This is a genomic window from Luteitalea sp., from assembly GCF_022842525.1.
Classification (GTDB): domain Bacteria; phylum Acidobacteriota; class Vicinamibacteria; order Vicinamibacterales; family Vicinamibacteraceae; genus Luteitalea.
In genome coordinates this window covers 1-11,954 of the sequence record NZ_JALHPM010000186.1, presented here as the reverse complement: position 1 = coordinate 11,954, position 11,954 = coordinate 1, and the positions used below count along the sequence as shown (strand labels likewise).

The following is an 11,954-nucleotide window of genomic DNA, read 5'->3' as shown; positions in this document are numbered from 1 at the left end:
GTCGGCGCGAGCCGGATGACGGCGCCGCGCGCCATCGCGGCCCCGGTCACGGGCGCCGCCACGTCCGGCCGTCGCGCTCGAGCAGTTCGTGCGCGTCTTCGGGGCCCCACGACCCGGCCTCGTAGCAGACGGGCCGCCCGCCGGTCGCCCAGGCGTCGAGGATCGGCATCACCGCCTGCCAGCTGACGTCGGTGCTGTCGGCGCGATGGAACAGCGTCTGGTCACCGGTGAGCGCGTCGTACAGCAACGTCTCGTACCCCGTCGATGGCGGTTGCACGAACTCCTCGTCGTACTTGAAGTCCATCGCCACGGTCTGCAACTCGAGCGCCTGCCCCGGCACCTTGGCATCGACGTGAAAGGTGATGCCCTCCTCGGGTTGCACGCGGATGACGAGCACGTTGCAGTTGAGGGTGCGGACGGCGGTGTCGCGGAACATCATGAAGGGCGGCTGGCGGAAGTGCACCGAGATCTCGGAGACCCGGCGCGCGAGCCGCTTGCCGGTCCGCAGATAGAACGGCACCCCGGCCCAGCGCCAGTTCTCGACCTGCAGCCGCATCGCCACGAAGGTCTCGGTGGCCGACGCGGCCGCCACCTTGTCCTCCTGCAGGTAGCCGGGCACGTCGGCGTCCTTCACCCGGCCGGCGACGTACTGCGCGCGCACGACGTCGCGCTCGACCATCGAGGGGGTCATCGGCATGATCGCCTGCAGGACCTTCAGGCGCTCGTCGCGCACCGCATCGGCGTCGAACGAAATCGGCGGCTCCATGGCCGTCAGCGCCAGCAGCATGAACAGATGGTTCTGCACCATGTCGCGCAGCGCGCCCGCCTCGTCGTAGTAGCCGCCGCGCGTCCCGATGCCGTCGGCTTCGGCCACGGTGATCTGCACGTGGTCGACGTAGCGTCGATTCCAGATCGGCTCGAAGATGCTGTTGGCGAACCTGAAGATCATCAGGTTCTGCACCGTCTCCTTCCCGAGGTAGTGATCGATGCGGTAGATCTGCCGCTCGGTCATCACCGCGGCAAGGGCGCGATTGAGGGCGCGCGCCGACTCGAGGTCGTGCCCGAAGGGCTTCTCGACGATCACCCGGCGACACCCGCCGGCGGCCTCCTCGTCGAGCAGGCCGGCCGCGCCGAGGCCGGCCGCGATGGGCGCGAACAGCTGCGGCGGCGTGGCGAGATAAAAGAGGGCGTTGCGGCCCGTCCCGTGCGATGCCTGCAGTTCGCCGAGGCGGGTGGCGATGTCGGCATAGAGCGACGGCTGTTCCACGTCGCCGACGACCACGCCGATGCGCCCGACGAACCACTGGCGCTCTTCGTCGGTCAGCGGCGTCTCGAGGTGCGTACTGGCGGCCGTCAGGATCTCGTCAGCCAGCGTCCCGCCCACGTCGGCCTGTCGGATGACGGCGATGAAGGCGAACGTCGTCGGCAGCGCGCCGGACCGACGCAGGTTGACGAGGGCCGGCAGCAGCTTGCGGCGCGTGAGGTCGCCCGACGCGCCGAAGCCGACGAACACGGCCGGGTCGGCCGGCGCGCTGACAGGACGCCGCGGCGCGCCGCTCGTCGGGGTGCTCACTGGTACGCCGCCTCCACTGCCGCGCGCAGCACCCGCAAGCCCGCCGCCACATCGGGCCCGAGATGCACACGCAACGCTCGTCGTCCGCGCTCTTCGAGGACACCGAAGTCGCCGCGGGCCTGCGCCGCCTTCACCACGCCGAACGTGAAATCACGGCCAGGGACCTCGAGGTCCTGCGCGTCATCGCAGGTGATCTGGAGGAAGACCCCGCTGTTGGGGCCGCCCTTGTAGGCCTGTCCGGTGGAATGGAGGAACCGCGGGCCGAACCCGAGGCACGTCGCGGCGCCGGACTGGGCGCGGATGACGGCCCGCATCTCCTGCAACGCCGCCACGTGATCGGCGGTCATGTCGATGTAGGCCAGCAGCGCCACGTAGTCGCCGCCGCCGACGCGGCGCAGGTGCGCCGCGATGGCTTCGGCCGGGGTGGCGACCGGGCCGAGCGCCCGGACGTTGGCCTCGTCGGTGAAGATGGCCATGTCGGTGTCCAGCACGACCGGCGCTTCGATCGGCAGCGCGCCATCCTGCTCGAAGGCGTCGGTCAGCACCCGCGTCTTGATCTTGCTCGCCTCGACGTCGGGCTGGTCGAAGGGGTTGATGCCGAGCACCGCGCCCGCGACGGCCGTGGCGATCTCCCAGCGGAAGAACTCCTGGCCGAGCGCGTAGGTGTCGCGCACGTCGATCCGCACGACCGGATGACCGGCGAGGTTGAGCGCCTCGATGAACGCATCCTGCGCGGCGTCGGGCTCGTCGGACAGGCGCAGGTAGACGAACAGCCGATCGCTGCCGTAGGTGCTCGGGTCGCCTTCCGGCTCGAGGTCCACCGGGATGACCGCGGTGCCGTTCTTCCCCGTCGACTCGGCGACCAGCTGCTCGAGCCACGCGCCGAGCGGGGCGATGCCCGGCGAGGCGACGATCGTCAGCTTGTCGCGACCAGCCTTCGCCGCTTCGCCAATCACCACGCCGAGCGCCACGCCGGGATTGGTGGCGGCATCCTCGATGCGGCAGGCCTCGGCCATCTGGGCCGCTTCGCCGAGCAGGCGCGTCACGTCGACGCCCGCCAGCGCGGCCGGCACCGTGCCGAAGGCCGACAGCACGGAGAAGCGACCGCCGACCGTCGGCTGGCCGAAGGCGATGGCGCGGAAGCCGTCGCGCTCGGCCACCTTCTGCATCTGCGAGCCCGGGTCGGTGATGGCCACCACGTGCCGTCCCGCCTGCTCGATGCCGACGGCTTTCTTCAGGCGATCGAAAAAGTACGCCAGGAAGACGTTGGGCTCGAGCGTACTGCCCGACTTGCTCGCCACGAGCACGAGCGTCGTCGTCAGATCGACGGCCTCGTCGAAGCGACGGACCTGCGCCGGGTCGGTCGAGTCGAGCACGTGCAGGCGCGGCCAGCCGGCCTCGGCCTCGATGACGCGCGAGACGACCTCGGGCCCGAGACTCGACCCGCCCATGCCGAGCAGCAGCACGTCGGTGATGCCGTCCTGGCGCACCGCTTCGGCCAGTGCCGTGCGGGCGCCGATCTCCTGCTGCTGGGCGGCGATGACGTCGAGCCATCCCAGCCACTGGTCTTCGCCACTGTTGGTCCACAACGAGGCGTCTTTCGTCCAGAGTCGAGCCACGCGGCGCTCGGCGGTCCACTGCGCGAGCGTGCGGGCAATCGCCTCGGCCAGCGAGCCGGGCTGCACGGAAATGGGGGTGGCAGTCACGGGGTCAAGTGTAGCCTGCGACCGGGCTCGGGCGGACCGGCGTCCGTCGTGTTCGTGGACGCCGCACACGCGGTAGGCTACGGGGATGGCTCTCGAGGAATACCGCCGCAAACGGGACTTCACGCGCACGCCTGAGCCGGCCGGTGATCCCGGCGCCCGTGCACGCCCCGCCCCGACCCGCTTCTTCTGCGTGCAGAAGCATCTCGCGACGGCCTTGCACTACGACTTCCGCCTCGAGCACGACGGCGTCCTGCTGTCGTGGGCCGTGCCGAAGGGGCCGTCACTCGATCCCGCCACCAAGCGCCTGGCGATGCAGACCGAGGATCACCCGATCGAATACGGCGAGTTCGAGGGCGTCATCCCCGAGGGCTACGGCGCCGGTGTCGTCATGTTGTGGGACGTCGGCACCTGGGCACCGGAGTCCGACGACATCGACGCGGCGCTGCGCAAGGGCGACCTCAAGATTCGCCTCGATGGCTACAAGCTCAAGGGCTCGTGGGTCCTCGTCCGCACGCGCGGCTGGGGCGGGCGCTCCGGCGCGAAGGACGATGGGCGGTCGTGGCTGCTCATCAAGCACAAGGACGAGTGGGCCGGCGACCTCGACATCACCGCGTTCGCGCCCAACAGCGTCAAGAGCGCGGGCACCTTTCGCGAGATCCTCGCGCAGGACGCGCCCGATGTGTGGCTCAGTAATCCTGGCGCCACGGGCGAGGCGTCGCTCGAGACGCTGGCCGACGTGCTGAAGAAGCTCGACGCGCTCGAGCCGCTGCCGCCTGACACGCCAGCGCCGGCCGCGAAGACGCGCCCGCGCAAGCCGTCGACGAAGACGTAAGCGTCTACCTGTCGACGATCGCGACCGAGATGCCGACCTGCGTCTCGCTCAGGAAGTGTGGAAAGGCCGCCACGACGCGCCCCTGCGAGGCATCGATGCCGTTGTAGTCGCCAAACGGCACCGACGCCACCGTCCGGAACGACGCCAGCGGCACGGGCACACTGACCCACGTCCGTCCGCCGTCCTCGCTGCGCGCCATCACCACCCGGGTCTCGGTGCCCGTGGCCGACACCCGCTCGTGATAGACGACGTGCAGCTGGCCGGTGGAGGCGTCCTGCGCCAGCCATACGAAGAACTGCGCCACTCCGTTGCCAATCGCGTCGTCGTTGACGCGCACGGGCGTGCGCCACGTCTGTCCGCGGTCGGACGACGAGGCCACGAAGACGTCCGGATCGCCGTGTCGCGCATCGACCCAGGCAATCGACACGGTGCCGCGGCGAGGCCCGGTCGTGCCATCCACCACCGTCACCGGCATGCCGTTGCTGCGCGACAGGCCGGGGATGTCGATGTCCCAGCCGCCGGGGATCTGGCTGACGTGCCGGTCTTCGCCGAACGTCACACCGCCGTCATCGGACCGATCGACGACCAGTCCCGCCGGCCCGGACCACGCGACGTAGAGTTCGCCGTCCGGTCCCACGGCCGGCACCGCCCCCTCGACCGTGTCGTCATCGTCCAGGCAGGTGCCGACGCGATCGGAGATGCGGAGCGGCACGGAGAACGACCGGCCGTTGTCGGTCGAGCGCGAGACGTGGATCTCGCTGCGGCAGTCCGGACGCGGGGTGTTGTATTCGTCGAAGCGGGTCCACGCGACGTACACGTGGCCGCGTCGAGGCGACTGCGCCCCGCGGTCGACACCGGGCCACGGCTTGTCCTCGAACGGGGCGACGGTGTTGCGGTGATCGATCACTGCCACCGGTGCCTCCCACCCGCCCGTCGCCGCGTCCCGCCGGCGCACGAAGATGCCGTTGCGGGCGAGCGCAGGCCGAGCCACGCGCAGCCCGTCGAACGAGATGTACGAATGCAGCAGGGTGCCATCCGCACCGAACACCACCGCATCGTCGCCCTGCGAACTGCGCCGTTCGGGATTGGCGGCCAGTTCCTCCTGCCAGGTCCGACCGCCGTCGCGCGAGACGAAGAGGACGTTGCTCACGCGCGTCGCGCCAGGCCGGTTCACCTGGTAGGCCGAGACGACGATGTGGTCGCGATTGGTCGGGTCGATGGCGACGGCGACTTCTGCCGTGTTGGGTGCCCCAGGCGTCGTCAACGGCACGACGCGCACCTCGGTCGCCACCGACTGCGCCGACCCACCAAGCCCCACCGCCGCCACGATGGCCGAGAGTCCGAACAGGATCAGGCGCACCGGCCGAGCATACCCTGTGTACTATCCACTCGTGCGGTTCCGCGGACCACGGTCGTTCCTGGCGGCCCTCGTCGTCATCGTGTCCGGGACGGCCTTGCTGCTGAGGCCCCCGGCGCCGCGACTCCTGGCGCCTGCGGCGCAGCAACCCACCCTCTGGCGCGGCGCCTATCACGTGCACAGCACGCAGTCAGACGGCAGCGGCACCCCGGAGGCCATTGCCACTGCGGCGGCCGCGGCAGGCCTCGACTTCGTCATCCTCACCGACCACGGCGATGCGACCCGGCCGCCAACGCCGCCGCGCGTGGTCGATGGCGTGCTGCTGATCGATGCGGTCGAGATCAGCACCGACGATGGCCACCTCGTCGCGCTGGACCTGCCGCAGGCGCCCTATCCACTGGCCGGTGAAGGGCGCGCCGTCCTCGACGACGTCCATCGCCTCGGTGGCCTCGGCATCCTCGCCCACCCGGATTCGCCACGGCCAGCCCTGGCCTGGCACGACGCGTCAGTGGATGCCGACGGATACGAGTGGGTCAACGCCGACACCACGTGGCGATCGGCGCGCGCGCCTCGCCTGCTGGCACACCTGCTGACGTATGCCCTCAACCGCGCCGGCACCCTGGCGGCGCTCGCCCGCTATCCGGCCGCGCTCTTCGCGGAGCGAGATCAGCCGACACGGCGTCCGCAGCTCGCCCTGGCGGCCATCGACGCCCATGCGCGCATCGGCTGGCAGCGCGGGGCCGACCCCCTCGACGGTGGCCGCACGCTGGCGGAGTTCCCGTCCTACCGCGCCAGCCTGGGGACGTTCGGGCTCGTCGTCCCCTGGCTGGACGGCCGTCCGTCCGGCGACGCCAGCCGCGATGCCGTGGTCGTCCTGCATGCCATCCGGCATGGCCTCGCCTCGACCGCCGTGTTCAGCATGGCGTCGCCCGCGTGGCTGTCCCTGGACGTCATCGAGCCGGCGGCGACTGCCACCCCTGGGCCAGATGCGCGAGGGCCGGCCACGCTCGCCGTGCGAAGCAATGCCCCGGCCGATGCCATCGTGCGGGTGCTGCGCAACGGCACGCTGCTCCGCGAGGCCTCTGCTTCGGCCTGGTCGCTGGCGCTCGAGGCCGACGCGCCGCCGGCGATCTATCGGGCCGAGGTGTGGTTGCCGGCGCGCCGCGGATGGCCCGCGCTGCCCATCGCCGTCAGCGCCGCGCGCGGCCACAATCTGCCCCGGGCGCCGCTCGACGCTGCGGCTGCCGGGCTCCCCGACGGCCCCCCCGCAGCGGTAGACGACGGATCCGTCGCGGTCGACCTTCGCGGCTGGCATGTCGAGCACGATCCCGCCTCGCGTGCGACCAGCGACACAGGACCGCCCGAGGCCATCGCCCAGGGGACGCTGACACTGGCGCCCGGCGCCCGCGTCAGCCAGTTCGCCGCGCTGGTCGCCGACCTGGCGGCTCCGCCGCCAGGCGCCTCGACGCTCGAGCTGGACCTGTCGGCCTCCGCGCCCATGCGGCTGTCCATCCAGTTGCGCGAGCCGCGCCCGGGTGAAGGTCTGCGCTGGCGCCACTCGGCCTACGTCGACCAGGCGCGGCGTCTCGTCCGTCTGCCGGTGCAGGCGTTTCGGCCCATCCTCCCGGCGAGCGGGTCGGTGCCCCTCGAGCGCGTCCACGCCCTCCTGCTCGTGATGGACACCGTCAATGCCCGTCCGGGCGAGACGCGCACCGTGACGGTCCGTGCCGCACGGTGGACCACCGATCAGTAGAATGGGCGAAGCGTCGCGCGTCACTCGCGCGTCCCACCACTCGTATGGAAAAGATCATCGTTCACTCCCATTTCCACACCGGGCATCGGCAGCTCGGCTATCCCGGCAAGTGCAAGTGGGTGCATGGCCACACCTGGCGGGGCACCGTCACGGTCTCGTGCGAGGCCTTCCCGCGCGACGAGCTCGACATGGCCCTCGACTTCGGGGACCTCAAGGCCGTGATGCGCTTCCTCGATCACAAGATGCTGGTGACCGAGCAGGACGCGACGTTCCTCAATCCGGAGCTCTTCGAACCCGAGGGCGTGGTGTTGCTGCGGGGCAAGGGACCCAGCGTGGAGAACGTCGCCCTCTACGTCTGGGACAACGTGGTCGCGCACATTCGCGACAAGTTCCCGGGCCATGACGTGATGTACACGGTGCAGGTCCTGATTCAGGAGACCGAGAACAACATCTTCGTCGTGGAGAAGACCGCGCACGTCTGACGCCCGCGGCCGGCGCGTCGATGATCGTCTATCGCGCGAACAGCGGGATGACGAACTGGCAGAACAGCGCGCCGACGACCGTCATCGACATCCCCCACAGCAGCAGGATGCGGAACAGCCGCCGTGCGTCGTGGCCCTCCGGGAGCGCCGCGATGCACAGCGCGCCGATCGTCGAGAGCGGCGACACATCCACCAGCGCCGCGCCGACGTTGATGCTGAGCGCGATCTCGAGCGGGTTGCCTCCGCCGAGCTTCTCCACCAGCGCCGGCACGGCCGGCAGGAACGTCGGGTAGACCACGCCGGACGTCGAGCTGTAGGTCGAAATGGCGCCGGTCACGAACGCGATCACGCCGTTGACCGACCCCGGTGTGGCGATGCGGGCCAGCAGCGTGCTGAACAGGTCCATGCCCCCGGTGCCCTCGAGCACGCCAATCAGCATGCTCACGCCGCACACCATCACGATCACGGCCCACGGCACCTGCCGCAGCATCGCCGTGTCGTCCGCGGCGCGCACGAGGACGAGGAACGCCGCCGCGGCAAACGCCGCGAGGCCGAGATTCACCTTCAGCAGCACGACGGCGGCTACCCACAGCGCGCCGACGATGAGCGTCACGCGGTGTTCGGTGGCCAGCGGAGCCACGACGACGGCCTCGCGACGCGTGGCATCGCGCAGCAGCCCCGGCCCCCCGAACAGCGCCCATGCTGCCCCGGCAGCGAGGACGTGGGCGACGAAGTTGGCAGCCCATGCCTGCCACTCGTGTCCGGGCACACCGGCCTTGCCCATGCCGGCGGTGACGATGACGCCGACGGCGCTGAAGGGCGACAGATTGCCGGCGTTGGCGCCGTTGCCGAGCATCAACGCCGTCAGCAGGGGGGGGATGCCGGCGTGGGCGCCGGCGGCCATGCCCATCGGGGCCAACAGGGCCACCGCCGCGATGGCGCCGGGGCCCATCGTGCTGATGGTGCACGCCAGCCCGAACAGCAGGAACGGCAGCCACGCGGCGCGTCCGCCAGAGAGGCGCAAGGCGCGTTGAGTGACGGCGGCCATCGTGCCGTTGGCCTGCGTCACGCCGAACAGCAGCGTCACCCCGAGCAGGGTGACGAACAGCGAGGCCGGGAAGACGGCCATGAGCGCGTCGGCCTTCCAGCCGGCGGCATGGACAGCGATCGGCCAGGCCAGGGCCACGGCGAGCACGCCGACGTTGAGGCGCGTGCCGAAGCTGGCCCCCATCACGAGCACGAGCGCGACGACCGAGAGGGCGGCGGGGCTCATGGCGTCCAGGGCGGCAGGTGGTGCTTCTGGACCTTGCCGAGCGCCGTGCGCGGGAGCGCCGCCACCCGCACGAAGCCGCGCGGCACCTTGAACGACGCAATCTGCGTTCGCAATGCGTCAGCGAGGGCCGACAGATCACACGCGTCGTCGGTGACGAGATAGGCCACCGGCACCTCGCCCCGCACGGGATCGGCGACGCCGACCACGGCTGCCTCCCGCACACCGGCAAGGCTGGTCAGCGCGTCCTCGATCTCGCGGGGGTAGATGTTGAAGCCACCGGAGATGATGAGGTCGCTGCGGCGCCCCTGCAGCGTGATGTAGCCATCGGGCGCGCGCATGCCGAGATCGCCGGTGCGGAACCAGCCGTCGACGAACGCCGCGCTCGTGGCATCTGGCCGGTTCCAGTAGCCGTCGCAGACGTTGGGCCCCTTCACCCACACCTCTCCCGTCACCCCGTCGTCGACCAGGGCCCCGGACTCGTCGAGGATGCGGACGGCCGTCATCGGCATGGGCAATCCGACGGTTCCGGGGCGCCGCTCCCCCACCAGAGGATTGCTCACGTTCATGAGCGTCTCGGTCATGCCGTAGCGCTCGAGGATGACGTGGCCGAACCGGGCCTCGAACGCCTCGTGGACGTGGGCCGGCAGGGGGGCCGAGCCCGAGACGAACAGCCGCATCGCGGCGCCGATCGCGCGGGCCCGTGTCGGCGCGGTCTCCAGCAGGCGCACGTACATGGTCGGCACGCCGAAGAACAGCGTCGGCCGATAGTGCTCGAACCAGCCGACGGCCTTGTCGTGTTCGAAGCGCTCGAGCAGTCGCATGTGGCAGCCGCTCGCCAGCCAGCACTGCACGCCGTTGCCGAGGCCATGGACGTGGAACAGGGGCAGGGCCGCGAGGTAGCGGTCGGCGCTGGTAATGCCCCAGGCGGTGACCAGCGAGACGGCGTTGGCGATGAAGTTGCCGTGGGTGAGGACGGCGCCCTTCGCCACGCCGGTCGTGCCCGAGGTGTAGACGAGGGCGGCAGGCGTGGCGGCATCGGTACGGACGAGCGGCCGCGCCGTGATCGCCACGGCCGCCTCGGCCTCGAGCCCCTCCACATCCCACCCGGCGGTCCCCTCGAAGTCCGCGATCCGATCGGCCGTGGTGACCACGGCACGCGGCTGCGCGTCGGCGAGGATGTGGCCGATCTCCCGGCCCCGATACAGCACGTTGATGGGAACGACGATGGCGCCGAGCTTGAGCAGGGCGATCCAGAGGTCGATGACGGCGACGCGGTTGGGCAGGCAGAAGGCGACGCGGTCCCCGGCCGTGACACCGCGCCCGGCCAGCACCTGCGCGAGGCGATCGCTGCGTGCATCGAGGTCGCCGAACGTCAGGGCGCGCGTGTGGCCGTCCGCGTCGTCGAACTCGAGGGCCGGCGCGTCGCGCCGGCCCCGAAGGGAGAGGTCATAGAGGCTGAGCAGCGACATCGGGTGCTGAACGATACCTGATGTCGTGCCTCGCCGGAGCCGCCGGCGACGGCTACTTGATCTTCAGCCCGGACGCCAGCATCTTGACCCGCTCGCCGAGCGCCGCGTCGGCGCCACCGAGGGCGGTCATCTGGTCGTAGTGCGCCTGCATCTTCTGCACGCGCGCCTGATCCTCCGGCCCGCACGGGCAGCCTTTCTTGAACTGCCCGAAGTACGACCACGCGGCGCCCCACCGCGGCATCCACCACTTGGGCGCCAGTTCGGCCGCCTTCTCGAGCGATGGGATGGCCTGGTCGAACAGCTTCTTGTCCTTCAGCGCCAGGCCGAGGACGGCGAGCCCCATGGGGTTGGCATACGCGGGTGTGGCCGCGGCCTTCTGCAGCGTTTCGATCGTGCGATCGACCTGCTTGGATTCGTAGAGGACGGCGCCGAGTTCGGTCAGCACGCCCGGATCCGCGCCGTCGAGCGCCGCCGCCTTCTCCATGCTGGCCAACGCCGCCGGGACGTCCTTCTTCTGCTCGCGCAGGATGCGTCCCATGCCGTAATGCGCGCCGGCGATGGACGCGTCGAGGCGGACCGCATGACCGTAGGCCGCCAGCGCCTCGTCGTACTTCTTGTCGTGCTCGAGCACGCGGCCATGCAGATAGTGCGCCTGTGCTTTCTCGGGCAGGGCCGTGGCAGCGGCGGCAGCCGGCGTGCGCGCGTTCTCGAAGTCGTTGTTGCGCACCAGCACGTCGGCCAACCCGAGTTGGGCGTCGCCGAGGCCAGGGTCGATGGCGATCGCGGCGCGATACTGCTGCGCCGCGGCGTCGAGGCGGCCCTGCTTGTGCTGGAGCGTGGCGAGGGCGAGCAGCAGCGACTTGTCGGTCGGCGTGGCGGCGACGGCCGCATAGAGGTCTTCGAGGGCCTTGGCCTCATCCCCGGTCGCGAGATAGGCGCGGCCGCGCAGGGCGTAGAGTTCCTTGCGGCCGGGCTCGGCCGCCAGGGCCTGGGAGGCGGCGGCGATCGTGCCGGGGTGGTCGCCCTTGGCGCCGAGCACCTGGGCCAGTTGAGCACTGGTCGCCGGCTGCTTCGGGTCGAGTTCGAGCGCGCGCTTGAGCGGACCCTCGGCGTCTGGCCCACGGCCGGCCGCGAGCAGCGCCTCACCGAGCGACGCATGGGCCTTGGCGGCGTCGGGCAGCGCCTTGACCGCGGCTTCACCGGCGGCAACGGCCTCCGGGCTCTTCGTCTTCACGAGCGATTCGGCACGAATGAGCGCCGCCTGGCTGCGAGACGCATCGAGCGCCAGCGCCGCGGCGGCCTGCTCGGCCGCATCGGCGTAACGACCTGCCTGGAAGTGTCCGCTGGCCAGGCCCAGGTGGGCCTGCGCCTTGTCGGCGCCCGTCAGCGCACCCAGCGCCAACTGGTAGTTCATCAAGGTGCAGTCCCAGTCCTTCTGGGTCTCGCAGACCTTGCCGAGCTTGAACGCTGCCTGCGATTGCTTCGGGTCGAGTTCGATGATCGCCTTGA

At 70.7% G+C, this 11,954-nt stretch carries 9 protein-coding genes; 3 read left to right on the top strand and 6 right to left on the bottom strand.

Annotated elements, in window-relative coordinates:
• Positions 1-46: 46 nt before the first annotated feature.
• Together zwf and Q0C41_RS25450 are read right to left on the bottom strand one after the other, a co-directional pair.
• Positions 47-1,573: a glucose-6-phosphate dehydrogenase gene (zwf, locus tag Q0C41_RS25455; protein ID WP_291988732.1), complete on the bottom strand. Its 1,527-nt coding sequence runs from the start codon at positions 1,571-1,573 to the stop codon at positions 47-49.
• On the bottom strand, positions 1,570-3,279 hold the full coding sequence (locus Q0C41_RS25450; RefSeq protein ID WP_291988730.1) for a bifunctional transaldolase/phosoglucose isomerase: 1,710 nt from the start codon (positions 3,277-3,279) through the stop codon (positions 1,570-1,572). The genes zwf and Q0C41_RS25450 overlap by 4 nt, the downstream gene beginning before the upstream one ends.
• A gap of 85 nt (positions 3,280-3,364) precedes the next feature.
• Between Q0C41_RS25450 and Q0C41_RS25445 the strand changes: the two genes are divergently transcribed.
• Complete coding sequence (locus Q0C41_RS25445; protein WP_291988728.1) at positions 3,365-4,111, top strand: DNA polymerase ligase N-terminal domain-containing protein; 747 nt, start codon at positions 3,365-3,367, stop codon at positions 4,109-4,111.
• Between the two features lie 4 nt (positions 4,112-4,115).
• Here the strand turns inward: Q0C41_RS25445 and Q0C41_RS25440 are convergent, their stop codons facing one another.
• Entirely contained in the window at positions 4,116-5,471 is a 1,356-nt protein-coding gene (locus Q0C41_RS25440) for a sialidase family protein (protein ID WP_291988726.1), read from the bottom strand.
• 16 nt (positions 5,472-5,487) lie between these two features.
• On the opposite strand from Q0C41_RS25440, the gene Q0C41_RS25435 reads away from it, so the two are divergent.
• Both Q0C41_RS25435 and Q0C41_RS25430 read left to right on the top strand, forming a co-directional pair.
• Entirely contained in the window at positions 5,488-7,221 is a 1,734-nt protein-coding gene (locus Q0C41_RS25435) for a hypothetical protein (protein WP_291988724.1), read from the top strand.
• Between the two features lie 44 nt (positions 7,222-7,265).
• Positions 7,266-7,703, top strand: a complete 438-nt coding sequence (locus Q0C41_RS25430; RefSeq protein WP_291988721.1) for a 6-carboxytetrahydropterin synthase — start codon at positions 7,266-7,268, stop codon at positions 7,701-7,703.
• Between the two features lie 28 nt (positions 7,704-7,731).
• Here Q0C41_RS25430 and Q0C41_RS25425 read toward each other — a convergent pair whose 3' ends face one another.
• From Q0C41_RS25425 to Q0C41_RS25415, 3 genes are all read right to left on the bottom strand, one after another.
• Positions 7,732-8,976, bottom strand: a complete 1,245-nt coding sequence (locus tag Q0C41_RS25425; RefSeq protein ID WP_291988719.1) for an SLC13 family permease — start codon at positions 8,974-8,976, stop codon at positions 7,732-7,734.
• On the bottom strand, positions 8,973-10,445 hold the full coding sequence (locus Q0C41_RS25420) for a class I adenylate-forming enzyme family protein (RefSeq protein WP_291988718.1): 1,473 nt from the start codon (positions 10,443-10,445) through the stop codon (positions 8,973-8,975). The genes Q0C41_RS25425 and Q0C41_RS25420 overlap by 4 nt, the downstream gene beginning before the upstream one ends.
• A 52-nt stretch (positions 10,446-10,497) precedes the next feature.
• The coding region (locus Q0C41_RS25415; protein ID WP_291988716.1) for a tetratricopeptide repeat protein at positions 10,498-11,954 on the bottom strand (1,457 nt) is incomplete at its 5' end.